The organism is Paenibacillus sp. FSL K6-1330, assembly GCF_037976825.1.
GTDB lineage: Bacteria > Bacillota > Bacilli > Paenibacillales > Paenibacillaceae > Paenibacillus_AQ.
Map to the genome: position 1 here is coordinate 7,028,312 of NZ_CP150269.1, position 23,874 is coordinate 7,052,185.

23 protein-coding genes and 1 riboswitch are annotated in these 23,874 nt (G+C 52.1%); of the genes, 10 read left to right on the forward strand and 13 right to left on the reverse strand.

What is annotated here, in order from left to right; translation table 11 throughout:
* Positions 1 to 82: 82 nt before the first annotated feature.
* The 7 genes from ade to NYE54_RS32030 form a co-directional block, all read right to left on the reverse strand.
* Positions 83 to 1,885 carry an adenine deaminase gene (ade, locus tag NYE54_RS32000; RefSeq protein ID WP_339268642.1) on the reverse strand — a complete coding sequence of 601 codons (1,803 nt, stop codon included), beginning with the start codon at positions 1,883 to 1,885 and terminating at the stop codon, positions 83 to 85.
* A gap of 58 nt (positions 1,886 to 1,943) precedes the next feature.
* The gene (locus NYE54_RS32005) at positions 1,944 to 2,204 is read right to left on the reverse strand and encodes a hypothetical protein (RefSeq protein WP_339268644.1); all 261 of its coding nucleotides are present in this window, start codon (positions 2,202 to 2,204) and stop codon (positions 1,944 to 1,946) included.
* A gap of 50 nt (positions 2,205 to 2,254) precedes the next feature.
* Positions 2,255 to 2,356, reverse strand: a riboswitch (purine riboswitch).
* A gap of 107 nt (positions 2,357 to 2,463) precedes the next feature.
* Positions 2,464 to 3,042 carry an NAD(P)H-dependent oxidoreductase gene (locus NYE54_RS32010; protein ID WP_215161416.1) on the reverse strand — a complete coding sequence of 193 codons (579 nt, stop codon included), beginning with the start codon at positions 3,040 to 3,042 and terminating at the stop codon, positions 2,464 to 2,466.
* A gap of 60 nt (positions 3,043 to 3,102) precedes the next feature.
* Positions 3,103 to 3,693: a TetR/AcrR family transcriptional regulator gene (locus NYE54_RS32015; RefSeq protein ID WP_339273721.1), complete on the reverse strand. Its 591-nt coding sequence runs from the start codon at positions 3,691 to 3,693 to the stop codon at positions 3,103 to 3,105.
* A gap of 141 nt (positions 3,694 to 3,834) precedes the next feature.
* Positions 3,835 to 5,097 carry an MFS transporter gene (locus NYE54_RS32020; protein ID WP_339268646.1) on the reverse strand — a complete coding sequence of 421 codons (1,263 nt, stop codon included), beginning with the start codon at positions 5,095 to 5,097 and terminating at the stop codon, positions 3,835 to 3,837.
* Between the two features lie 121 nt (positions 5,098 to 5,218).
* Positions 5,219 to 6,991, reverse strand: a complete 1,773-nt coding sequence (locus NYE54_RS32025) for a HAMP domain-containing sensor histidine kinase (protein ID WP_339268648.1) — start codon at positions 6,989 to 6,991, stop codon at positions 5,219 to 5,221.
* On the reverse strand, positions 6,988 to 7,707 hold the full coding sequence (locus NYE54_RS32030) for a response regulator transcription factor (protein WP_339268649.1): 720 nt from the start codon (positions 7,705 to 7,707) through the stop codon (positions 6,988 to 6,990). The genes NYE54_RS32025 and NYE54_RS32030 overlap by 4 nt, the downstream gene beginning before the upstream one ends.
* A 140-nt stretch (positions 7,708 to 7,847) precedes the next feature.
* Here NYE54_RS32030 and NYE54_RS32035 point away from each other — a divergent pair, with 140 nt between their 5' ends.
* The 3 genes from NYE54_RS32035 (at position 7,848) to NYE54_RS32045 (ending at position 10,043) form a co-directional block, all read left to right on the forward strand.
* A complete protein-coding gene (locus NYE54_RS32035) occupies positions 7,848 to 9,077 on the forward strand; it encodes a DUF418 domain-containing protein (RefSeq protein ID WP_339268651.1) in 1,230 nt (409 codons plus the stop codon).
* A 141-nt stretch (positions 9,078 to 9,218) separates the two neighbouring features.
* Positions 9,219 to 9,524 (forward strand): antibiotic biosynthesis monooxygenase, encoded by a 306-nt coding sequence (locus NYE54_RS32040; protein WP_076323874.1) that lies wholly within the window; start codon positions 9,219 to 9,221, stop codon positions 9,522 to 9,524.
* A gap of 387 nt (positions 9,525 to 9,911) precedes the next feature.
* Positions 9,912 to 10,043 carry a DUF4023 domain-containing protein gene (locus tag NYE54_RS32045; RefSeq protein ID WP_009590359.1) on the forward strand — a complete coding sequence of 44 codons (132 nt, stop codon included), beginning with the start codon at positions 9,912 to 9,914 and terminating at the stop codon, positions 10,041 to 10,043.
* Positions 10,044 to 10,133: 90 nt separating this feature from the next.
* Here the strand turns inward: NYE54_RS32045 and NYE54_RS32050 are convergent, their stop codons facing one another.
* The 5 genes from NYE54_RS32050 to NYE54_RS32070 all read right to left on the reverse strand — a co-directional run bounded on the left by NYE54_RS32050 (position 10,134) and on the right by NYE54_RS32070 (position 13,537).
* Positions 10,134 to 10,475, reverse strand: coding sequence for a DUF1801 domain-containing protein (locus NYE54_RS32050; protein WP_339268653.1), 342 nt, complete (start codon positions 10,473 to 10,475; stop codon positions 10,134 to 10,136).
* A gap of 41 nt (positions 10,476 to 10,516) precedes the next feature.
* Positions 10,517 to 10,915: a VOC family protein gene (locus NYE54_RS32055; protein WP_339268655.1), complete on the reverse strand. Its 399-nt coding sequence runs from the start codon at positions 10,913 to 10,915 to the stop codon at positions 10,517 to 10,519.
* A gap of 121 nt (positions 10,916 to 11,036) precedes the next feature.
* A complete protein-coding gene (locus NYE54_RS32060) occupies positions 11,037 to 12,299 on the reverse strand; it encodes an RNA polymerase sigma factor (protein ID WP_339268657.1) in 1,263 nt (420 codons plus the stop codon).
* Entirely contained in the window at positions 12,299 to 12,730 is a 432-nt protein-coding gene (locus tag NYE54_RS32065; protein WP_076323869.1) for a YciI family protein, read from the reverse strand. Before NYE54_RS32065 ends, NYE54_RS32060 begins: the two co-directional genes overlap by 1 nt.
* 249 nt (positions 12,731 to 12,979) lie before the next feature.
* Positions 12,980 to 13,537 carry a CGNR zinc finger domain-containing protein gene (locus tag NYE54_RS32070; RefSeq protein ID WP_339268658.1) on the reverse strand — a complete coding sequence of 186 codons (558 nt, stop codon included), beginning with the start codon at positions 13,535 to 13,537 and terminating at the stop codon, positions 12,980 to 12,982.
* A 194-nt stretch (positions 13,538 to 13,731) separates the two neighbouring features.
* On the opposite strand from NYE54_RS32070, the gene NYE54_RS32075 reads away from it, so the two are divergent.
* Entirely contained in the window at positions 13,732 to 14,883 is a 1,152-nt protein-coding gene (locus NYE54_RS32075; protein WP_339268660.1) for an epoxide hydrolase, read from the forward strand.
* Between the two features lie 100 nt (positions 14,884 to 14,983).
* Positions 14,984 to 15,538, forward strand: a complete 555-nt coding sequence (locus NYE54_RS32080; protein ID WP_339268662.1) for a DNA topology modulation protein FlaR — start codon at positions 14,984 to 14,986, stop codon at positions 15,536 to 15,538.
* 17 nt (positions 15,539 to 15,555) lie between these two features.
* On the opposite strand, the gene cysK is transcribed toward NYE54_RS32080, so the two are convergent.
* Positions 15,556 to 16,470: a cysteine synthase A gene (gene cysK / locus NYE54_RS32085; protein WP_339268663.1), complete on the reverse strand. Its 915-nt coding sequence runs from the start codon at positions 16,468 to 16,470 to the stop codon at positions 15,556 to 15,558.
* Between the two features lie 363 nt (positions 16,471 to 16,833).
* On the opposite strand from cysK, the gene NYE54_RS32090 reads away from it, so the two are divergent.
* The 5 genes from NYE54_RS32090 to NYE54_RS32110 all read left to right on the forward strand — a co-directional run bounded on the left by NYE54_RS32090 (position 16,834) and on the right by NYE54_RS32110 (position 23,777).
* Positions 16,834 to 17,691 carry a lipoate--protein ligase family protein gene (locus tag NYE54_RS32090; protein WP_339273723.1) on the forward strand — a complete coding sequence of 286 codons (858 nt, stop codon included), beginning with the start codon at positions 16,834 to 16,836 and terminating at the stop codon, positions 17,689 to 17,691.
* 176 nt (positions 17,692 to 17,867) lie between these two features.
* The gene (locus NYE54_RS32095) at positions 17,868 to 19,493 is read left to right on the forward strand and encodes an alkaline phosphatase PhoX (protein ID WP_339273725.1); all 1,626 of its coding nucleotides are present in this window, start codon (positions 17,868 to 17,870) and stop codon (positions 19,491 to 19,493) included.
* Positions 19,494 to 19,517: 24 nt separating this feature from the next.
* Positions 19,518 to 19,739 (forward strand): twin-arginine translocase TatA/TatE family subunit, encoded by a 222-nt coding sequence (tatA, locus tag NYE54_RS32100; protein WP_015737862.1) that lies wholly within the window; start codon positions 19,518 to 19,520, stop codon positions 19,737 to 19,739.
* Between the two features lie 37 nt (positions 19,740 to 19,776).
* The gene (gene tatC, locus NYE54_RS32105; RefSeq protein ID WP_339273727.1) at positions 19,777 to 20,469 is read left to right on the forward strand and encodes a twin-arginine translocase subunit TatC; all 693 of its coding nucleotides are present in this window, start codon (positions 19,777 to 19,779) and stop codon (positions 20,467 to 20,469) included.
* A 1,007-nt stretch (positions 20,470 to 21,476) separates the two neighbouring features.
* Entirely contained in the window at positions 21,477 to 23,777 is a 2,301-nt protein-coding gene (locus NYE54_RS32110; protein WP_339268665.1) for a helix-turn-helix domain-containing protein, read from the forward strand.
* Positions 23,778 to 23,874: the final 97 nt, after the last annotated feature.

Sequence of the window (23,874 nt, forward strand, 5' to 3'; positions counted from 1 at the left end):
CACTCACAGGCCAAGCCCGGTATTTACGCACCAAAAAAGCAGGTTCGCCCTCAGGCCAACCTGCTTCGGTGTATCTGCAATCTTATTGAACCGCGCCAATCTCGGTCTCGATGAGCTTGAATTCCGTTACGTCTGCGATCCCGCGGTTGGTAATGCGGATTTCCGGAATCACCGGCAGCGCAATCAGCGAGAAGGTCATGAACGGCGCATGGATATAGCATCCGAGCTCCTTCCAAGCTTCCTCCAAGGCAGCGACTTCTTCCGCTACGATCTCAACCGGACGGTCCGCCAGCAAACCGGCAATCGGCATCGCCACCTTCGCCAGCACCTTGCCGTCCCGTACTACGATCATGCCGCCTCCGCACGCCGCCAGCTCATTTGCCGCGAGTGCCATATCCTCGGCATTCGTACCCATCACAAGCAGATTGTGACTGTCGTGCGCAACGGTAGACGCAACCGCGCCGGACTTGAGTCCGAAGCCGCTGGCAAAACCGAGCGAGATTTGTCCCGTCGTGCCGTGGCGCTCAATGCATGCCAACTGAACCACGTCCTGATCCAGGTCTGGCTGGATCACCCCTTGCTCAACGGAGAGCACCGCCGTCATCTTGGCGGTACGGGCGCTGTTCTCGATGACGCGGACCACGTTCACTTCCGTACGTGCGGCATCGAATTTGCTGCGCAGCAGGAAGTCATCCGCGGTAAGCGAACGCTGCAGCCGAACCGAGTTAAACGCTTTTTCCGGATATTGATATACCGGGAACGCCTTCACGAGCCGGCCGTTCTCTGCAACCACTTCGCCATCCGTGATCACAACGGAAGGTACCATGCTTTTCAGATCATCAATCAGCAAAATATCTGCCGTTTTGCCTGGCGAAATGCTGCCAAGCTCCATGTCCATGCCGAAATAACGAGCCACGTTGATCGTTCCCAGCTGGATCGCCGTAACCGGGTCCACGCCCTCTTCCATAGCGCGGCGGACCACGTGGTTCATGTGTCCGAGTCTCAGCAGCGTCTGCGGATACACATCATCCGTAACCAGAGAGATATTGTCTGTACGCACCTTATCTACCGTTATAACCTTAACAACTTCCTTCACATCCTGCCAAGCTGAACCCTCACGGATCATCAGGTGCATACCGAGGCGAACCTTCTCCAAGGCCTGCTCTCTGGTTACCGTTTCATGGTCGGAGCTTACGCCGGTTGCCATATATGCCTGCAGCATCCGGACATCCTCTGCCGGAAAATGTCCTGTCACCGTCTTGCCCGCACGCAGCGTGGCTTCGATCTCCCCGCTCATGGTCGGATCGCCATACACGACGCCCGGGAAATTCATCACTTCGCCAAGCCCGGCAACACCGGGCCATGTCAGCCCTTCCTCAATGTCGGCTACGCCCAGCTGCGCCCCAGCATCCTCCAGATCAAAGGTCGACGGTACACACGAAGGAACGGTGGTGAACACCTTCATCGGCAGTTGCTGCCCCTCCTCATGCATCCAGCGCACACCTTCCATGCCGAATACGTTGGCAATCTCATGGGGATCCATATAAACCCCAGTCGTTCCACTAACGATAGCCGCCTTGGCAAACTCGGTCACGGTGAGCATCGTGCTCTCCACATGCATATGACCGTCGAGCAGGCCTGGCGAGATATAGCGGCCATTCGCTTCGATGACCCGAGTCCCTTCCCCGATCGTATGATCTGCGTTGCCGATATAAGCGATGCGTCCGGATGCCATGGCCACGTCCACCTGCTCCTGAAGCTCGCCTGTAAACACATTCACCAGCGTGCCGTTCTTGATGACCAGATCGGCAGGCTCCTGTCCTAAGGCAACCTTTCCCAGCTTCCGGCTAACCTCGTATCGTTTCTGTCTCTTGCTTGAACTCATGATGATTGCACGCTCCCCTTTTTTCTTTAGATATCAGAAAGTATACACTTCGAAGCTTTTAACTTCCTGATATCGCAATAAAAACTTCATCTAATTGCGGTCTATCATCTGTTAAAGTGCGTCGATAGACGTTTTTCTTATCATGAACGGTAAAAACACAAAATCGATCCGCTGTATAACACGCAAACACCCCGGGCAGCGTATCTGCCCGGGGTGCCTGTACTATATCCATAGAGGAAGAGAAATCCCGTGCATCAGCATGTATGCTATCTAGTCTGCACATCACCTCATCCGTTAAAACCTGCCGGATTCCAATCAAGATGATCCTCCTGCCCGGCTTCAATCATTGCGAAGCTGGGCTTTGGGTGGTGGGATTCTCAACCTTCATGTAGTCAAGTCATTTACGGTAACCTGGTAGAAACGCCTGGGCCCTATTCCCCGGCATATACATCAAGATTTGATTTTGATTAAACTTATTCTTCCATTCTCTTTTCGTTTCATTTGTTGTATGAATTATAATCCTCCTGCCCAAGAAGTCAAGCCATTGGAAGGAACTGTACATCTCACGCCCTGCCAGCTCAAGCCAATTTCCGACCCATTCTCTGCACACGCTCAAGCCATTGCTTTCTTGCCACTTCAGGCATTTTGCGAAGCTGCGTAATGTTCGTGGCACGAACCGTGCCCACGCCGCAGAACTTCAGAATGGAATGCTTCATCATTTGATGTCCCGGCTGGCCGAGATAAAAACGATAGTAGACGTACGGCGAATCCATCGTGACGATCAAACGGGCCGTTTTCCCTTTGAGCAGCTGCTCCGGCAAAGGCGAGTTCCGACGGTACTTAAACGCAAAGCCCGGCAGAAAAACCCGGTCGATGAACCCTTTGAGCAGCGCCGGCATGCCGCCCCACCAATTCGGATATACAAACACCAGATGATCCGCCCAAGAGATCAGTTCTTGCGCTTTTTGCAGATCCGGCTCCAGCGGTTGTTTACCCTTATAGCCACCGGACAGATTCAGGTCAAACTCCATCTCCGCAAGCACCAGCTCCCGCACCTCCGCCCCGGATTCGGCCGCCCCCCTTGCATAGACCTCTGCCAGTTGACTGCCATAACTGTTCTTAATGGGATTGCCTTGAATAATTAAAACCTTTTTCATATGTTTCTTCCCCCTCATGATTTGGTTAACAAACACTAACCTGATGGTAAAAAGAAAAGGTCACTCCCGACCTTTTCCCAAACCTGTTAATGCCAATAGATGCGCCGTCACTTCAGGTGCCAGCGGCGACAACGGTTCCTTCAGCTCTCCTTGCATCGTTGAGATTGCAAGCTGGCTGAATGCACCAATGATCAACACAGCGGTTAATCGCGTGTTCTGCGGCGGAATATCCCCCTGCAACACCGCTTGCTCAAGCAGATCATGCAAGGCGTCCAGCGGCTGACGTCCCCTGCTCTTGAGCACCTCCGTAAACAGCTCGTGATGCTGGGACAAGAGCAGCAAGCCGTATTTATCCTCGTCATACGCCGCCAATACCCGGATGACGAGCGCCGACAGTCTCTCTGCAAACAGGCCGGGCCGGGAAGCATAATCATCCACCAGACGCGTATAACTGCTGCAGTATTCCTCGAACGCTTCCGCAGCCACGGCATCCTTATTCGTAAAATGCTTATAGATCGCTGCATCCGTTACACCCGCCGCTGCGCCGATCTCCTTCACCGATACGCCATCCACGCCTTTCTCGGCGAAGAGTTTCATGGCAGCCTGCAAAATATCCTTCTTCTTGCTATCGAAATGAGGTTTCTTTTTCATGCTCATATCATAAGTGAACGCTAACCAAATTGCAATAACCAACGCAAAAAAAGAGGCCCCCCTTGCCTGGAGTGCCTCTTCATTCATATTTTTACGCTTCCCATAGCTAAAAGCGCGCGCTCAACCCTTTTAGCCATTGGCTCAATCTCCATGCCCAAGCTTAACTCCGGCTTCAACGGGGGCTGCCTTTGCCTTTTTGCCGTACAGCATCATAAGCGGGATGCTGATCACAAATGCGCCGGCAACAAGCAAGAACGGAATTCTCGGGTCGATGCCATATGCCCAGCCGCCAATGATGCCGGAAGGCGAAATGACAATAAGGATGAGCACCTGGAGCAGCGCGAATATTTTGGCGCGGTTCTCATCGTCTATCGCATTGGCCACCGCCGTCTCCAGATACGGATATGTCATCATCGTACCGATGGCGGCAATGACAGTGCTCAAACTCAGCACCAGCAGATCCCCTTGCGGCGCAAACACCAGTATGACATTGGACAATACCGATATTACGAATCCCCATACCATCGTCCGGTGCACATGCTGCTCCCCGATTCGGGGCATGATCCACCGCATGAATATTAGCATAATGACAGAGGAGAATGCCGGAAAAACCGAGATCAGGCCGCTGCCCAAATGCAAATATTCCACCATGAAGATGGAGACGTAGGTCGTCTTCACCGTCATCTGAAAATTGAACAATATATAAACGCCGAAGATCATGAGCAGCAGCGGATTTCCGAGCATGCTCTTCATCACCAAGGCATAGTCGGACATCCCTTCCCGCAGGCTCATCGCCTTCGTTTCCTTCATCTTGCGGTATCCGATATCCGTCTCCCTTGTCGCATAATGGCGCCCAATGAACTGGATTGTCATCAGGATACAGGCCAGCACGAACATGATGCGCACCCCGGGCACAAGCGTGAAATGATACACCAGCAGTCCGCCGATCGGTGCAAACAAGCCGCCCACGACGCTAATCAGCTGCAGCAGCGTAAAGACATAGGTTCGCTCCTTCGGTGCGGTATCCTCCACCAGCAGACAGTAAAAGGCGGTATGCGGCACCTTCTGAAAGCCGTTGATCACGGCCGCGATCACAAAAAACCAGAAGTTCTGTGAAATGGCCCAGAGCAGCGTGGCCACGGTCCAGCTTAGTACGTCGAAGTATAGCAGCGCCTTTTTTCTGCCTAAACGGTCTGTTAAATACCCGCTGAGAAACGAAGAAAGCACCTGCACAAGCAAACCGATGGAGGTAATCCAGCCGATTCCCGTCTCGGTTACCCCAAGTTGGTACATGTAGATGGAGGTGTACGTCGTGAACATGCTGTAAGGGATGAGAAACAGCGGCTCATAGACGAGACAGCCCCGCGCATTGCCAGTCAATTGCCGAAACGAAGTTGAACCCATAATATCCTCCGCACCTCATGTAATCGTTGCTTAGCCATTATAGCGCAACCGGGCCGGCAGCAGGATAGGAATGTTGAAGGATTTTTAGAGCTCATTCCGGACATGACAATCCAGGAAAACGTCAGTCCTTAATCGCGTTCAACAGCCCCTCGCCTTCTTGTACGGCAGCCTCAGGCAATAGAACGGTGATGGTGGTTCCCCGGCCCACTTCAGACCACACATTTACCCGGCCCCGATGTGCTTCGACAATCGCCTTCGCGATACTCATCCCGAGCCCCGAGCCATCCATACTCTCTTCGGTGTTCGTTCCCCGGTAATAACGCTCGAACAGATTACAGCGGGTCTCTTCATCCATCCCTACACCTTGATCCGCTACTACGATCGCCGCGCCAGCAGGGTGCCTCTCTACACGCACTTCAATGTTAACGCCCTCCGGATTATGCTTCACGGCATTCGTGATCAGATTATCCATCAACCGCTGCAGCCATTTGGCATTACCGTCAATGAGCAGTGCTTTTTCGCCACCGATATAATTAAAATTCGCATCCAGCGTGGCATCGTTGACGTATTTCAGCACGCAGCGACGCACCAGCTCGTTCAGATCAAGCCGGGTCAGCTCCTGCGGCCGGATTTCGCTCCTCAAACGGAAGACGAGCGAGAAATCATCGATAAGCTCCAACATGTAGTCGCCCTTCTCACGAATCACGGTTCCCATCTCCCGCAGCTCTTCCTGGTTCCAATCCTGGGGAGCGCTCTCCAGCATATAGCCGTAACCCTGGATGGAAGACAACGGAGTACGCAAATCATGCGATATCCCGGACATCCATTCTTCCCGATTACGGTCGAGTCGCTCCCGTTCTCTCTCGGCCTCGGCAAGCTGCTCCGCCATCTTGTAAAAAGAATGAATCACTTCCTTGTACAGCTTGAAGCGCGTACGCAGCTTTCCGTTCTTGCGGAATACCCGCTTCCGGTCCTTCGGTGTCAGCACTTCCTCGTAGGCTCCGCTCCCCATCCGCTCAAACCACCCGGTAAACAGCAGCAGCGGCCGGCTGTACCGGTATCCATGCCATATCGCCACCCCAAGCGACAACGCAAGCACGCAGACCATCGTCCATAGCGCCACGCGGATCAGCTCATTCATCATTGGCCTTTTCTCCAGCGCCTCGTCCTGCGGCGTATGATATACCCAGGTGTTGCCGCTGGCCGTATCGCGGTATACCGCAATATGCGTTGAATACGTGCCCGGCTGCTCCTGCATCGTAATGATCTCCAGCGGGTGGTAGCTTACCTTATTGTCTGCATTTGTTCCAATCGCTTGGACAACGCGGCCCTCCCGGTCAATGACATGCAAATAACCGCCTAGACCAGCTAATTCGTGTCCGAGCCCCGCTTCATCCTCCGGCCTCACCCTGCCGCCGTCCTGATAACGGGCATACCATTCCCGAAGATGGTCCGAACCCTCATCGATACGTCCGATCAGATACAGCAGCGGTTCTTCATAGGTCAGATCCATCTGCCAATACATCGTATACTCGCCGAGACGACGCTCCTCCTTGATCTCGAGCAAGGTGCTTACCGAGTACTCCGATGGAACATCCGGAGCCGTATTGGTGGAATGAATCACGTTTCCCTCCATATCCACCACTTGCAGCCACATATCCTTCTCTTGAAGCAGGAGCTTCCACTGTTCCTGCAGCAGCACCTCGCCATTCTCCGTCACCGTCTCGGTCACGATGCTGTTCAGGACGCCTGTCGAAAAGTTGCGTTTGATCTCATCGTCGCTGATATGTTTGATCAGGAAGAATAAGAGCACAATCAGGAAGCAAAACATAAACGCCGAGAACGCAATCAATTGGTACGTAAAATGAAAGGCCAGCCGTCTGCGCAGTCTCATCGGACTTTCTCCTTAACCAGCTTGTAGCCGAGCCCCCGGACCGTCAGTAGATATTGCGGGTTGCTCGGATCCTCCTCGATGCGCTCGCGGATACGGCGGATATGCACCATGACGGTGTTGTCCTCGCCCATGCCGTCGATGCCCCATACGGCTTCGTACAGCTGCGACTTGGAGAATACCACCCCCGGGTGCTTGCAAAAATAAAGCAGCAGCTGAAAGACCTGGGCCGGACAAGACACAGGCTCTCCCAGCACCGTAAGCTCCCCGGCGGATTCATCAACCTTAAACCGGCCGAAATCCCATGCACGCTGGATCACCGGCTGCTCAGACGATACGGTCGTCCCGATGCCGCCACGGCGCAGACGCGCCTTGATTCTTGCGGCAATCTCCAGCGGATTAAAGGGCTTGGTGACATAATCGTCTCCGCCCATCGCAAAACCGGTCAACACATCCAGATCCGATGCTTTGGCCGTCAGAAACAGGATGTGCGGACTACCATAGGAACGGATCTGCGGACAGAGATCAAATCCCGTGCCGTCCGGCAGCATGACATCCAGCAGCACGATATCCGCTCCGTGTGCAGCAATTTCGTTAAGCGCCTCCTTACAGCTGGAAGCCGTGTATATGCGGTTAAAGCCTTCCTTGCGCAGCACCATCTGCAGCATTTTCACAATGGAAGGTTCGTCATCTACAATTAAAATTCGTGTTTGATCCATTTTATCTCACCCGACATTTATGCTAGCACAACAACCTTAACAGGAGTTAAACAAATGCTGAAAGAGTTAAGAAAAAGTTAGGATGCCGTTTCCGAGTTATTTCATTTCGAGCTTTATACTTGGTGTCAGAGGTGATTGATATGAATTCAAATAAACGTTCCACGGCCGTGGATGCGATTCGCGGCTTGAGCTTGCTCGGCATCCTGATGGCCAATATGCTTATTTTTCAATACGGCATGTTCGGCAAAGACGAGCTGCATCTCTTCCAGCCATCCACGCTGGATCTGATCAGCCATGACATGCTGAAAGTATTCGTAGAAGGCAGCTTCATGCCGATCTTTACGTTCCTGTTCGGTTACAGCATGATTAAAATGAGGGAAAGCCTGATTGGCAAAGGGCTCAAATATGGCCGCAGCTTCTTCCGCAGGTCCGTGCTGCTGATCATTCTCGGCTGGCTGCATTCCACATTCATCTGGGAAGGCGATATTCTGTTGTTTTACGGAGCGATCGGGCTTTTCCTGTTACTATTTGTGAAACGGAAGGCCAAAACGATCTTGATTTGGGGCATCCTCTTCCTGACGTTGTTTGCCATCTTCGGATATGGCTCCATGGAGCCTGCGACAGGTGAAACAGAGCGCATGGAGAATTATGTGAAGCAGTCCATTGAAATTTACGGCACCGGCACGTACGGCGAGATTTTGCATTTTCGGTCAACCGAAGAGATGCCCATCGACCTTCCGGACTGGTTGATGCTGCTGGTCATTCTGATTGCCCCACTGATGAGCGCGCCGATGTTCCTATTTGGTATGGTCGCAGCCAAGCGCGGGCGCTTCCTTCATCCTTCTAAGGAGATCAAGCTGTATCTAAGATGGTCTCTGCTCGTTCCGGTCGGGCTTGGACTAAAGACTGCAGGGGTTATGCTCGGGTCAACCCACGGCTTGAGCGGCATCTTTATGATGCTTGGCGGACCTCTGCTCGCGCTGGGGTATATCCATCTGTTCGCCTCCCTATACGCCTTCTCGTCTAAACAATCGGTTATCATCCGGGCGTTTGAAGCGGTTGGACGGATGTCGCTAACCAACTATCTGACGCAAAGCGTTGTGTGCGTACTGATATTCTACGGATTCGGGCTGGGCATGTTCGGCAAGCTCGGTGTGCTGCAAGGAGCGCTGCTGGCGATCCTGATCTATGCTGTACTGGCAACGGGCAGCCTGCTCTGGTTGAAACGATTCCACGGCGGCCCAATTGAACGGCTGCTGCGCATCGGCACCTACTGGTCGTGGAGCGGCAGGGCGAAACCCAAAGCCATGACGCCAGCTGCCGCCATCCCTACCGCAGAGTTTCCGGCAGAAGGTCCTCCAGCGACCTGAGTATTCCATGCTTTTTTCGGCATAAAGCACAGTTCCTCCCAAGATGAAATCAGAATGCTCGTTCATGTATAATGGACATACATGCAAGGGGGCTAGACATTACTGGAATGTATCCGGTCATCACCGAAGGGGGAATCAAGCATGCTGGTTGTTACAAACTCGATTAAGGTTAAACCGGGCTTCGGACAAGAAATTGCGCAGCGATTTGCTGAAGCGAAGGGCGTGCAGGACATTGAGGGCTTCGTGCGGATGGAAGTATGGCACGAAGCCAAAGAAGGCGCAGAGGCTGAGGAACTGAAGGTCTCTACGGTATGGGAAGACGAGGAGGCCTTCAAACGCTGGACTTCCAGCGAATCATTCCGGCAATCCCACGGTCAGGGCCGCAACGAGAATATTTTGGGCGCTTCCTTGAACAAATATGAGCTGTTGATCAGTCATAAGAAGTAATCAAACACCATAAATACCCCGCCCGGGCGTTTGCCTGTGGCAGGGTATTTTTTTGCCGTGATATGGCAGATACCTTCTCCATTTCGTTCGCGATCCCTATGAAACCAAAAAAGACATACCTCAGGGCCCCTGATCGTTTATCGTGTACCCCGGCAGCAATTCAGGGTTGTGGGAGCGCCCCAACTCGGCCATGTACGTGTTCAGGTCGCTCAACTCGGGACCCGCCAGTATATACGATTGTCCACACCTCAAACTCGTTCGCCAAGCGAACCTCCCGCTCACCATCCATATCCATTCCAAAGTCACCAAATATGATCACGACGAAATGGTTATATTAAGCACGATCAGGCAAGGCCATACATTCTGAGCAAAAGGAGCTTACGTCATATGGAAAGCACGCACGATTTTGTGGAAAAAATGAACGAGAATGCGGAGAAGGCCCGTCGCAACAAAGAGAATCACGGCAAAGGAACGCCAAGCGACAAGCTGCCGACCAAGCAGCACGGCACCAAGAAGTAGAATGACACATACCGCGATCCTCATAGGATCGCGGCTATTATATCAGGAACGCTTCGAACCGGTTATCCGCGCTTTCCTATTACATATGATTTACAGTCCATCGGATGCCTGCTTCAGCAGGGATCCAAGCGCATCATAATCGACCTGCTGCCCGGACGTGATTTTGATGGTTTTTCGTTCAGGCGGTCCTTCAAACAACGCTTCAGACCAATCCAGGCCGTCCGCATTGAAAATCGTAAAGCTCACGGCGCTCTTCGCGACGCTGATCACCGCCGCATATTTTCCATTCTTCAGAAAATGGGGCTTTTTATATTGAAGCCGTTCCGAAACGTCCGGGATCGTGCTGTGTACGAGCCCCCGAAGCCGCTCGCTGACCTCCACCTTCCAGGTATCACTGATCGCTGCAATGTAATCCGTTACTTCTTGATTCATCTTATTGGCTCCCTCTTTATCATGGTATAGTATTTTTCAACTCAGCCCTGATGAACCATCTGCCAGGTCATGCCGTAACGGTCCACCACTTCACCGTAGTAGGCTCCCCAAGGCTGCAGGGCAAACGGATATTTCTCGGTACCCCCATGGCTAAGATGGCGATAGGCGGCGCGGGCGTCTTCCTCGTTATCGAACGTGATAGCCAGACCCATGCTCGTGCTCTTGCCGGTTTCCTGAAAAGCATCGGTGAGGATGAGCTTATTGCAGCCAGCCAGCGTTAACGACATGTGCATAATCTTATCCTGATGAGCTTCCGGTATGCCCGGCATGTCCTTGAAGGTAGTCAGCAAACCGATCTCTCCACCCAACGCTTGCATGTAAAAATCCGCCTGAGCTCTTGCATCCTCCGAAATAATAAAAGGTACCATTTGTGCTTGCATGTTCATCTTCCTCTCGGTTCATTTTTTAGTTTTATATCTAAATGACGAACGAGATTTTATGTAATCGACACAGCTTCATATTTTTTTTGAAATTTTTTTAAAAATGTTTCTACAGCTTGTTTTAGGACTCCGCTGGCAGGCATTCTGCCGCACGGTCAAGCAGCAGGGCCCGTTCCCTCAGGTTATCCGTCAGCGATGCGGCCAGCTTGAACTCGGCGCAGGCTTCGTCCAGGCGTCCCAGCTTAAAGAGCAGGTCTCCCCTTACGCTCGGGAGGAGATGGTATCCCTTCAAGGCAGGCTCGCAGCGTAAAATGTCCACGATCTCAAGCCCGATCTCCGGACCGAAAGCCATGGAGAGGGCCACGGCCCGGTTCAATTCCACGATGGGAGAAGGAGAAACCTGTGCCAATGCCTCATACAGCGCGGAGATTCGAATCCAGTCTGTCTCTGCGGCACTGGGCGCTCCGGCATGACATGCGGAGATGGCTGCCTGGATAGCATAAGGCCCGGTCATTCCACCCAACCGCTCGATCCGATCCAGAGCGGCAAAACCGCGGCGAATCAATAAATAATCCCACAAGGCCCGATTCTGATCCATGAGCAGGACAGGCTCCCCCTCCGCGTTGACCCGGGACTTGAATCTAGAGGATTGAAATTCCATTAACGCAACCAAACCATGCACCTCGGCCTCCGTCGGGGCGATCTCTGCCAGCACCCGCCCAATCCGAAGCGCTTCCTGACACAGCAGCGGGCGAATCCACTGGCTGCCGGATGAAGCTGCATACCCCTCATTAAACATGAGATAGATGACCTCAAGAACCGATGACAATCGCGGTTTAAGCTCGGCTCCCTGAGGAATCTCGAATGCCACCCGGGTCGCCGACAGCGTCCGTTTGGCACGAACGATTCGCTGCGCGATCGTCGGTTCAGGCACAAGATAGGCGTGGGCAATCTCCGCCGTCGTTAATCCGCCAAGCAAGCGCAGCGTCAGAGCCACCCGCGCTTCAGGGGATAGAACCGGATGGCAGGTCATGAAGATCAGCCGCAGAAGATCGTCGTTCACTTCCCCCGCCTCCGGCACCTCAATATCCGAATCCATCCGGGAATCCATATCGCGTCCCAACAGCTCATACTTCTGATCGCGTACTTTATTCCGGCGCAACAGGTCCAGCGCTTTGCGCTTCGCGGCGGTCATAAGCCAGCCACCGGGATTATCCGGTATTCCGTCATTCGGCCAGCGTTCCAGCGCAGCGATAAGCGCATCCTGAGCAAGATCCTCGGCGATACCGACGTCACGAACCATGCGAGTCAGGTAGGCAATGATTTTGGAGGATTCGATTCTCCAGATGGCATCGATCGTGCGATGGGTATCTGCCGCTGACATTACGGATTCTGCCTTTGGATGTGTTCACGCATTTCGTATTGTTTAGCCTGCGCTTCCGGGTCCTGCGTTAAGTCAGTCGGTTCAAACACCTGACGGAGCTCGATCTGGCCCGCACCGAAGCCGTGTGGATCCGGCATGCGTTTAGCCCACTCGATCGCCTCTTCCCTCGTCTTCACTTCGATCAAAGTATACCCCGCGATCAGTTCCTTCGCTTCCGTAAAGGGACCATCGGTAATTTTCGGCTTGCCCCCGGGCTCCGGATAAGAAATCCGGATAGCGCCCGAACTTGGATGGAGCCCATCGGCGGCAAGCAGCACGCCCGCTCTGGCCAGCTCCATGTTGTACCTCATCATGGCATCCAACTGCTCTGCGCTTGGCAATACACCTGCCTCGGAATCCTCGGTTGCCCTTACAATCATCATAAATCTCATTCTTATTCCCTCCTGATTCTCGAGACTATCTTGAATTTTCGTTCTATGCTTAATCAACGAATAGAAAATGCTCTAATCGACAAAGACATCAACATTTTCCCAAAAAATAATAGGTTACAATCATTTCGTTACTGAATCGTTTATTCCTGTTTGAATGATTCGGCTCCATAAAAAAAAGACCCGCCAAGGCAAATGCTTGATGGGTCTTTGGAGTTGGACCTGATTCAAACCTGGTCCCATGGCTGCGATTCATCCCATGGACTTACTTCGCTCCCGATATGTTTTATTCTTCGCCCGATTGCCGCAGGCTTTCATCGAGCACCATTTTCCCGTTCCCGGCCTCGACCGGTCAACAAATACCCACTGACAATCTTCGGCCGTACACACTCTCAATCTGCCCCACATATTCTTTTCACGAAGCCGAAATACCAGAATCAACAGCCGGGCCATGCCCCCCTTTCCCTGGGCATCCACTGGCTCGATTGCATCTGAAGTTTCACCGAAACGGTAGGAGAACCGGAACCGTCCGGCTACACGGTTTAACGCTTGAAAGCCAGCTTCCTGATGATCATGTATATTATTCGGAATGGCTGCTCTTAAGCCACCCCGCAGCTCGCGGGCCAAAGCTAGATCCTCTTCAGATACGGTGTCCTGTTCCAGAATAAAGCCGTTTTTTAACAGCCACATGCGCAGCTCCTCCGCAGTCTGGAGCAGCTCCACACCCGGATCCCCATCATATCTCATGCGTTTATCATGGGTGTTGATAAAATCCGCGATGATTTCGAGTTGATCAAATTCCTGTCCCACAACAAAACAAACCTCCTATTGATTTCTCCATAATAAACCAGTAAAGTGTATTTATCGGTTAGCTAACCAGTTATATATTTTTAACGGTCACTAGCAACAATATAAAGAATGCCCTATGGCTTCATTTACCTATCTACCACAAGCTTGTTGTTATCAGTATACCAGACTCCCATTCTTTCCAAGAGGTGAAGCGAATGAAGATCCAACCGTTTTCTTTTCAAATCGAGCCCGCTGCCATCGATGATTTATATCAGCGCCTGGACATGACCCGATGGCCTGACGAAATCCCCGGCGGACAATGGGATTATGGAATCCCCCTGGATTTCATGAAAGAAATGACCGCCTACTGGAGGCATGAGTTCGATTGGGAAGCCTTCCAGCGCTCCATTCAGGCCTATCCGAATTATATCGCTGAAATCAATGGAGTGGACATTCACTTCATACATATTAAAGGCAGCGGTGAACACCCCATCCCGCTCCTCATCGCCCACGGTTGGCCCAGCTCCTTCTATGAAATGCTGGAGCTTATCCCTTACCTCACGAATCCTGAGCAATTTGGCGGCCATACGGAAACTTCCTTCGACGTTGTCATTCCATCGATCCCGGGCCATGGATTCTCAGGTATCGAACTGCGTCCGGGCTTTGAAGATCGCCAGGCGGGGGAACTGCTCATGAAACTCATGACAGAGCTCGGTTACGAACGATTCGGTGCACACGGCTATGATATCGGAGCCAGCATTCTGGGACTCATGTGTCTCGACCATCCCGACCGTTTCATCGGCTATCACACCACATCGCCAGGGAATCCCAGTCCCTATCTGGATTCGAACTCAACGCTTTCAGCCGAGGAGGCCGAGTTCCTCGACTATCAGAAGCAATGGGGACGCGAGGAGGGCGCTTACGCCCATATTCTGGGCACGCGGCCGCAGACGGCAGCTTATGGATTGCATGATTCACCCGTAGCGCTCGCCGCGTTCATTCTGGAAAAATGGCACTACTGGACATCTCCCGAGGATGGCGATGTGTTGCAGCATTTCAACAAGGCGCAGCTCATGGCCAACGTCTCCATCTACTGGTTAACCCAGAGCATCAACGCCTCGAACCGCTATTATTATGAAGGCAAGCATACGAGGTGGCCGGGGCCCAAAGAAAGTTCACCTGTACCGCATGGTGTCACCTTAAGTGCTCAGCGGAACGAGCGTCCGCCCCGATCATATGTAGAACGGATCTTCCCGAATGTGATCCACTGGAAGGATCTAAATGCGGGTGGGCACTTCATTGCAGCAGAACAACCGGCCTGGATTGCTGAGCAAATCATGGCTTTCTTCAAGTTGCTCCGCGATTAGCCGCAGGATGTTGTGTAATTTTACGAATAATAGGACAGGAGATCACCGCATCGGTACCGAAATAAGTAGCTACCATTTCTCATGAATGCGGTGATCTCCTATGGTAACTAACATTCCGAACCGGATCCATATTATCGGCTCCGTCGGAAGCGGAAAAACGACACTCGCCAGGACGCTGTCCGCCCAGTTCCACATTCCTTATTACGAGCTCGACAATGTGGTGTGGGAGCGAGCCAAGCCGGATGATATTCGGAGGAGCGATGCGGACCGGGATGCGATGTTAATAAGCATCATCAACACGAAATGCTGGATCATCGAAGGCGCTCACCTTAAATGGGTCAGCCCCAGCTTCCGCCTTGCAGATCTTATCATATTCCTGAACCCGTCCTACTCCACAATAACCTACCGGATCATTACAAGGTTCATCAAGCAGCGACTGCGACTTGAACAGGCGCATTATACACCCAGCTGGGGCATGTTCAAAAAGATGTTTGAATGGAGCGCCGCGTTTCAGCGGGAAGGCAGATATCAGATTCAGGATACGCTCGAAGATTATCCCGGCAAAGTGATCGTCGTGAAGAGTCATCGACAACTCATGCAGCAGCTTAAGCAGTGGATACCCTCCATAGAACACCAAGAAAGGACCTCCGGTTAACCGGAGGTCCTTCTCACTTAGAAAATATCCATGCTCAAATACCGCTCTCCCGTATCCGGAGCAATACAGATAACCCGCTTTCCTTCCCCCAGCCGCTTCGCTACGTGAAGAGCAGCGAATACCGATGCGCCGGAGGACGGCCCCACCAGAATTCCTTCCCTGCGAGCCAAATCCCGCACCGTTTGCAACGCATCCTCGTCGGCGATCTGGATGATCTCGTCATATACGCTCGTATTCAGAATCTTCGGTACAAAACCCGGGCTCGTGCCCACTAGCTTGTGCGGTCCAGGCTGTCCGCCGGAGAGCACAGGCGAGCCCTTCGGCTCGACTACCGCGATATGCAGATTCGGCAGGGACTTCCTCAGCTCTTCCCCGGTACCGGTTACGGTGCCGCCCGTTCCTGCCGTTGCCACGAAGGCATCCAGCCGCCCTTCCATCTGCCCCAAAATTTCCGGCGCTGTCGTCAACCTGTGAATGTCTGGGTTGGCCGCATTCTCAAACTGCTGCGGAATGAAGCTGCCGGGAATCTGCTCCCTGAGCTCAAGCGCTTTGGCAATGGAACCCGGCATGCGCTCGCTGCTCGGTGTCAGCACGACCTCCGCGCCGTACGCCTTCAATATATTTATCCGTTCCTTGGACATGTTGTCCGGCATAATCAGGATAGCGCGGTAACCCTTGGCTGCTGCTATCATCGCCAGGCCAATGCCCGTGTTCCCGCTCGTTGGCTCAATAATGGTACCGCCTGGTTGGAGTAATCCTTGTTCCTCTGCGGTATGAATCAGATTGTACGCCGCACGATCCTTCACGCTGCCGGAAGGGTTGAATCTCTCAAGCTTTACATAGACATCAGCAGACCCTTCAGGCACTAGCCGCTGAAGTTTCACCATTGGCGTTTGACCGATCATATCAACTACACTATTATAAATCTCCATGATGTTGATTCTCTCCTTTATATAGGAAGTGAAATCATTCTCCACTAAACCAAATTACTCACAAAGACAATAAACTTACTCGGATTATAACAAAAATGTCGATCAACGTACATCCACAGAAGACGGACCGCAGTTAGAAGAAGTTTTTCCTTGCGATATCAGGAGGTCACGAGCCTCGAAGTTTATACTTTCTGATATCTAAACAAAAACGTTGAAGGTTCCCGACTCATAAGGCGAGGCTCGCCGCTTCAATATGAATTTATGGTATGCTGTTCAAAGAAAATAACGATCGGGCTCCCCCTCGGAAGACAAACCCTTCCATGGTCTATGCACGATCCACATATAAGAGGAGGGCAAGAAAGCGTGAATATTCCGCTGTCACTACCTGAAGATCAACCTGTTCTGCTGCTCGACCGGACACATGATTTATCGCATCAGGACGTGCTGTACCATTTTGCGCTGGACGAGCTCCTATGCAGGCTGACCGGAGATGGCGGGCCGGCCGTCTGCCATCTGTGGCGGCATCCGCGCGCTTTTGTCATGGGCGTGCGCGACAGCCGCCTCCCCCATGCACCACAAGGGGTAGCCATGCTTCGTTCCCTCGGCTATGACACCGCCGTCCGCCATTCGGGCGGTGCTGCGGTTCCCTTAGACGCTGGCGTGGTGAACCTGTCCCTCATCCTCCCCTTTTCCTCTACGGGACCGGCGCCTGACTTTCATCAGGACTTTGAGATCATGGTGGAGCTGATCCGGGAGGCCCTCCGCGGCACCGGACAGAACGTAGATACCGGCGAAATTGCTGGCGCCTTCTGTCCCGGAACGTTCGATCTAAGCATAGGTGGCCTTAAATTTTGCGGCATTGCCCAGCGGCGGCAACGTAAAGCCTTCATTATCCAGGCTTTTATCATCGCCGAAGGTTCAGGCAGCGAGCGCGCCCGGCTGGTTCGTTCCTTCTATGATATTGCCGCTGCGGGTGCAGACCCCAAACAATATCCCCTAGTAGAGGCTAACAGCACCGCCAGTCTTGAAGAGCTTACGAACATCGGCACCAGTCAAAACCCCGTCCACCCGTTTATCGTTGCTGTAAAAGAGGTCATCCGCAGCTGGCAGTCAGGCAAGGAGCTGACAGAAGCCGCTTCCAGGTTTACGATGCCAGGCACTGAGGAAATTCGTGTCATGGCCGAACAGATGCGTCAGCGCTACAAGGGCAACTCCATATGATCATGCATATCCTCCGCAAGTCCTGCCATGTACAGGGGCGCCGCTAGACGCCCCCTCCAATATCACTTTATTTTTACAATTCCACCATTCACCGATGATATTCCCTTAACACTTCCCCTATAAACTTGTCCTGATGGCAATTTATACATTAGGGGTGGATAAGCTTGAGTAAAACGATGGATCGCAAAACGTTTCTGTCTTATCTGGGTACTGGCGCAACCGCATTGGCAGCCGCTTCCGCAGGCTTAGGTGTATTGGAAGGGAAAGCTTCGGCCATGTCCGGAACCGCAAATCATCTGTTCGGATTCAAAACGAATCGGGTCAGCGGTTACTTCGAACCAATCGAACCAACCAAAGCAGACCAGCTCGTCCTGCCTAAAAACTTTAAATATGATGTCATTGCGGCTTTTGATGACGTGATCAATCCGGCTGGCGAAAAATTCGGCTCCGGCTGTGATTACAACGCATTTTTCCCGCTTAAGGGCTCCAATGTCCGCGGCCTTCTGGTCAACAATCATGAATACTCCACCATCTTCTCCATCGGTCCTGTAAAGGATGGGAAGATGACGGCGGATCAAATCCATAAAAACCTGTATTACCAAGGCATGTCTGTTATCGAAGTATACCGTGACGAGAAGGGTGTATGGAAAATGGACACCACCTCCTCCCATGCCCGCCGCATCAACGGTTTCAGCAAATTCGATATCACCGGTCCGGCCAAAGGCATCCCTGCCCTGAAAGGCGCAACGACAGCTACCGGCACGTTTGCCAACTGCTCCGGCGGGGTGACGCTTTGGAACACAGTCTTATCTTGCGAGGAGAACTTCGAGGACACCGCGGCAGTCTCTAACCTGCCGGATACGCATTACGGCTGGGTCGTCGAGGTCGATCCGTTCGATAAATCCTTCCTGAAGAAGCACACCGCCCTCGGCAGATTTAATCATGAGAATACCGCGATGGGCCTTGCCGCAGACGGCCGGATCGTTGTCTATATGGGCGACGACAAGAAGGATGCCTGTGTCTATAAATTCATTAGCAAAAGCAAATATGATAAAAGCAAAGGCCGCGCTAACTCCGCGCTTCTGGAAGAAGGAACCCTGTACGTGGCCAACCTGAAGTCGGGCAAATGGCAGCCGGTCACCCTCGAGGCCGTAACCAAGGCCGCCGCAGAGGATAAAGAGGCCCAAGCCAAATTCAAGTCCCAAGGTGATGTTGTCACTTACTGCCAGGAAGCTGCGCGTCTTGTCGGCGGAACACCAACGGACCGTCCAGAGGATATCGAAATCTCGCCGTTCGATAACACCGTGTTTATCTGCCATACAAACAACGATAATCACGGCAACATCCATGGTCATATAACGCGCATTTTTGAAGCGGGAAACGACCTGGCAGCCATGGAGTTTGACTTTGAAATTTTTGCTGCAGGAGGACGCCAATCCGGATTCAGCTCACCGGACAACCTGGCTTTCGACTCGAACGGCGATCTGTGGGTCGTAACGGACATCTCCAGCAGCAGCCAGAACAAAGGCGTTCACAAATCCTTTATGAACAACGGACTGTTTGTGATTCCAACAAGCGGGCCGGATCAAGGGGTCGCGCTGCAATTCGCCTCCGGTCCGGTGGAATCCGAGCTTACGGGTCCTTTCTTCACACCCGATGAGCAGACGCTCTTCCTATCCGTTCAACACCCGGGCGAGAATACGGAGAACCTCAGCAAACCAACCAGCACATGGCCTCACCGCTCCGGTGAAAACATGGCGCGCTGCGCCGTCGTGGCCATTAGCGGCTTCAAACTGGAGTAATACCAATCGAAAGGAGCGAGGATCATGCCGTTTGGTAACATCGGAATCGGTGGTTTAATTCTTATTTTGATTATCGCACTCATCATATTCGGTCCATCCAAGCTTCCCGAGCTCGGTCGCGCTTTCGGGCGGACATTAAGCGAATTCAAGGGCGCAACCCGTGGCTTGATGAACGGAGACGACGAGAATGGAAAAAAAGACGATGCTCCGCAAACTGCTGCAGCGGTCGATAAGCAGCACAGCTAATCCGAACGACCAGAGCGCGATCGAGCATCTGGAAGAAATGCGGAAGCGCCTGATCCGCACCCTGATTGCGTTTCTCGTCGCAATGGTGGCTGCCTTCATCTACGTCGAGAAGATCTACCACTGGCTGGTACGAGGCATGGACAAACAGCTCGTTCTGCTCGGTCCCTCCGAAGTCATGTGGGTATATATGATCATTGCAGGCGTTGTGGCCGTAACCGTCACGCTTCCCATTGCCGCCTATCAAATATGGCGGTTCGTGCAGCCGGCGCTGCCGGATGGGACTCACCGCTCGGCCGTGCTGCTCATTCCCGTGATCAGCGTATTATTCATTGCCGGCATTTGCTTCGGATACTTCGTGCTGTTCCCGATGGTGCTGCAGTTCATGCAGCGTATGGCCGAAGGCGCATTCCAAACGATGTATACCGCGCAAAAATACTTCACGTTCATGATCCATATGACCGTTCCTTTCGGATTCCTGTTCGAAATGCCCGCCATCGTCGTTTTTCTGACGAAGCTCGGCATCGTGAATCCGCATCGGCTGGCCAAGATGCGCAAATCAGCCTACTTTCTGCTATGTATCGTGGCCGTCACCATCACGCCACCGGATATCATGTCCGATTTGATTGTGATCGTTCCGCTGTTCCTGCTGTACGAAATCAGCGTATCGATCTCCAGATTCATCTATCGCAAGCAGTTGCAGCTCTCTCAAGTGGAGGGCAGCGCAACCTAGTAAGGAACCAATTTCAATGTGTGCACTGCTCCCTGTGCGCACGTTGCGTGGTCCGGTGCATGCTTTTTACGAGATTTGTACGAATAACCATACAAACAAAATGGATAAAAGCTATCGACTCAGGATGTTGTACGAAAAATCGCACAACAGGAAGGCTAATGCCAGCTGTTTTACGAGATTTGTACGAGAAATCGCACAAACTGAATGGATAAGAGCTATCGACTCAGGGTGTTGTACGAAAAATCGCACAACATGAAGGCTAATGCCAGCTGTTTTACGAGATTTGTACGAGAAATCGCACAAACTGAATGGATAAAAGCTATCGACTCAGGATGTTGTACGAAAAATCGCACAACAGGAAGGCTAATGCCAGCTGTTTTACGAGATTTGTACGAGAAATCGCACAAACTGAATGGATAAGAGCTATCGACTCAGGGTGTTGTACGAAAAATCGCACAACATGAAGGCTAGTGCCAGCTGTTTTACGAGATTTGCATGAAAAATCGTGCAAATACGAGTACGAAGGGATCCTTATAGGAAATTAGAACGAAATTTCGTTCAACCTATGTACATGTCCGTTTCCCCCGAAATTGGACGGAACTTTATAGAACCCGTGAACTGGACAGCCTCAACATGCAGGTTGTCTGACCTACGGGTTCTTTTTTTTGCAATCCTCCCCTTTACCGATATCTTCGCTTCAACACGTATCCCCCGCTTATTTCGAACCGATTGTTTCGTTATACCCCCCCTCATCTGAGACTTTTTACGTGATTCCATTGTATATTCGAAATGATCCATTGATTTATTAGTCAAGTTCTCCTAGTATTTTTAATAGGGTATCTATTCGTCATGATGCTACTGCCTCGGCAGCATTTATGATAGCGCTATCAAATGGCGTAACGTGAAAACACAAATTGCTATTTAAAAACCGTCTCGGTGTGTAGAATGAAATAGTTCCGGCTAAAAACTTAATAATCTAAAATCGTAAAAAACGGGAGGTTGCAGATATGAAATGGAATCACTTCAAGTCCAAGCTTCTGCTTAAATACACACTGTCCTACATCTCCATTTTCCTGATACCTCTTGTTATATTAACCATCATTATTTATCACAATGCCGTGAATACGCTCCGTTCCGAGATCGAGCAGACCAATGTCAATCAATTGACCCAGGCCAAAACTGTCATCGATGAGCGCATGAAAGAATTGCAGGACATCGCCTTTCGCATCGCCTACGATGAGCAGCTGACCCGTTATTGGACTCACCATCCTTACTACAGCCGGGAATCCATCGGGGCCTTGGTCAAATACAAAGCCACCAGCTCCATTATTGATGAATTGTTCCTGTTCTTCCGCGGAGATAACAGCATTTATTCGTCACAGGGCTTTGAGAATCTGAATGTCTTCACCGACCGCTACAAATTCAACAGCTGGAACGAAACGGAGATGGTCCGTGATTTAAACTCTGTCCCGATTCCGACCATGCGTCCGGCGGAGCAAGTGGTTCAGGGGACCAAAATCCAAAATTCCATGCTGGCATACCTTGTGCCGATCGCACCTAACAATACGCCCGCCCACGGCACCGTCATGTACCTGATCCATGAGTCCAATCTGACCGGATTGATCGAATCCATCCTCAGCGACTATCATGGAATGACATATATATTCGATAATTACGGACAAGTGCTGGCCGCCAATCACCAAGGCGAAACCATTACCGAGCAGGAAGTCCACGCCCTGTTCGCACTTGAGCCTGGAACGCACAGCCTTTCCTTGAACCAAGAACCGCATTCGGTTGTATCCGTCAAATCCGATGCGGGCTGGACTTATGTCACCGCAATGCCAAGCAACCAATTTTTCAGCCGTATCGTTCATATTCGTACCTTTGTAATTCTGGTATTCTCCTTCGTCGTAGTGATGGGCACCATTCTTGCCATTATGCTGGCTCGCAGGCAATACCATCCGATTTCAGACTTGATGGAGTTCATCCGCTTGAAGAATGACCCGGAAACGTCCACATCCAGCAACGAGCTGGAATGGATCAAGAAAACGCTGCACGACTACAGCCAGCGCGTCGATCTTCAAGAGCCTTATGCACGGAATCATATTCTGCTCATGCTGCTAAAGCATGGCCATACTGGTGAATTCCCTTCCGAGTTCACCGAGAAGCTAGGCATCCGCTTCAGCCAATCCCATTATTTTGTCGTGACCATGGGCTGGGAGTCGCACGCCCTGCCCATTGGCGACAATTCGGAGCGGCGGCCCGTCATGCAGTTAATGAACGATGTGGAGCTGCCGGCGTTTTCCGCCTATGCCTATGGAGTGGAGCTGCCACAGCCCGATCAGTTGGCCCTCATTGTAGGATTTGATGCCGAAACCGGACATGATGCGAGCCTTAACGCCCGTATGGAGCCGATCGCCCTGGCCCTGCAATCGATGGCGGGAGAGCACACGGGTGTCTCTCCTGCGATCGGGGTAGGCAACCGCTACAGCTATCCGGAGCAGCTGAATCAATCCTTCATTGAAGCATCAACCGCTTTGGAGGCTTCCATGCTGCACGGACAGGGCAGCAGCACCTTCTTTAACGCTCTTTCCGGTTCCGGCGCACAGGATTCATCCTTCTGGGTCCCTAAGGATGTGCTGCTGAAGCTGGTTCAAAGCTTGAAACAGGGCAGTTATGATGTAGCGGTTCAGATGGTATCCACCGCATTGAATAACCTGAAGACGGAAATGCCGTCCGTACCGCTGCTGCGCTGTATCTGCTTCGATATTCTGAATACGATGCTGAAGACCGCGTCCGAGCTTGGCATCCATCATGTGGTCAATCAGCTTCCACGGGTCACCTCTTATGACTCGCTGGAGGATTTGGAGAAGAAGCTGGCAGGCCTTGCCGCGGAAATCTGCGCCCATGTCGAGGCGAAGAGCGAGACCGAAGAGAGCTCCCTGATGGACGAAATCGTTGCCTTTATCGATGCCAATTTTACGGACTATGACCTCAGCCTGGGCACGATCTCGTCTAAATTCTCCATCTCTTCATCATATTTCAGCCGCTCCTTCAAGGAGAAGATCGGGATGAACTTTACCCAATACATCTGGCAGAAACGAATGGATGAGGTGATCCGGCTGCTGCTGCACACAACCGATCCATTAAAGGATATCATCACCCGGGTCGGTTACCTGGACACGCCGAACTTCATCCGCAAATTCAAGAAAGAGACGGGGTACACGCCCGGTCAATACCGCAAAATGCACAGCAGCAACGGCGCTGCTGATTCGCCGGATGAGGATGACGAAGAGTACACCGGATAACGAATTCGGATGATGGCGAAGAATAGTGAGTCGGTACCAGTTTTGCCGCAAAAATAGAAACCTCCCCTGAACCGTACCGTTCAGGGGAGGTTTTCGT

Coding starts and splice junctions, on each gene's coding strand:
- NYE54_RS32060 (WP_339268657.1), bottom strand. CDS start 12,299: ATGTCAGCGGCAGATACCCATCGCACGATCGATGCCATCTGGAGAATC.
- NYE54_RS32035 (WP_339268651.1), top strand. CDS start 7,848: ATGAATTCAAATAAACGTTCCACGGCCGTGGATGCGATTCGCGGCTTG.
- NYE54_RS32045 (WP_009590359.1), top strand. CDS start 9,912: ATGGAAAGCACGCACGATTTTGTGGAAAAAATGAACGAGAATGCGGAG.
- NYE54_RS32110 (WP_339268665.1), top strand. CDS start 21,477: ATGAAATGGAATCACTTCAAGTCCAAGCTTCTGCTTAAATACACACTG.
- NYE54_RS32025 (WP_339268648.1), bottom strand. CDS start 6,991: ATGAGACTGCGCAGACGGCTGGCCTTTCATTTTACGTACCAATTGATT.
- NYE54_RS32065 (WP_076323869.1), bottom strand. CDS start 12,730: ATGAGATTTATGATGATTGTAAGGGCAACCGAGGATTCCGAGGCAGGT.
- NYE54_RS32030 (WP_339268649.1), bottom strand. CDS start 7,707: ATGGATCAAACACGAATTTTAATTGTAGATGACGAACCTTCCATTGTG.
- ade (WP_339268642.1), bottom strand. CDS start 1,885: ATGAGTTCAAGCAAGAGACAGAAACGATACGAGGTTAGCCGGAAGCTG.
- NYE54_RS32015 (WP_339273721.1), bottom strand. CDS start 3,693: ATGAAAAAGAAACCTCATTTCGATAGCAAGAAGAAGGATATTTTGCAG.
- NYE54_RS32020 (WP_339268646.1), bottom strand. CDS start 5,097: ATGGGTTCAACTTCGTTTCGGCAATTGACTGGCAATGCGCGGGGCTGT.
- tatA (WP_015737862.1), top strand. CDS start 19,518: ATGCCGTTTGGTAACATCGGAATCGGTGGTTTAATTCTTATTTTGATT.
- NYE54_RS32050 (WP_339268653.1), bottom strand. CDS start 10,475: ATGAATCAAGAAGTAACGGATTACATTGCAGCGATCAGTGATACCTGG.
- NYE54_RS32010 (WP_215161416.1), bottom strand. CDS start 3,042: ATGAAAAAGGTTTTAATTATTCAAGGCAATCCCATTAAGAACAGTTAT.
- NYE54_RS32080 (WP_339268662.1), top strand. CDS start 14,984: ATGGTAACTAACATTCCGAACCGGATCCATATTATCGGCTCCGTCGGA.
- NYE54_RS32055 (WP_339268655.1), bottom strand. CDS start 10,915: ATGCAAGCACAAATGGTACCTTTTATTATTTCGGAGGATGCAAGAGCT.
- NYE54_RS32095 (WP_339273725.1), top strand. CDS start 17,868: ATGGATCGCAAAACGTTTCTGTCTTATCTGGGTACTGGCGCAACCGCA.
- NYE54_RS32040 (WP_076323874.1), top strand. CDS start 9,219: ATGCTGGTTGTTACAAACTCGATTAAGGTTAAACCGGGCTTCGGACAA.
- NYE54_RS32075 (WP_339268660.1), top strand. CDS start 13,732: ATGAAGATCCAACCGTTTTCTTTTCAAATCGAGCCCGCTGCCATCGAT.
- cysK (WP_339268663.1), bottom strand. CDS start 16,470: ATGGAGATTTATAATAGTGTAGTTGATATGATCGGTCAAACGCCAATG.
- tatC (WP_339273727.1), top strand. CDS start 19,777: ATGCGGAAGCGCCTGATCCGCACCCTGATTGCGTTTCTCGTCGCAATG.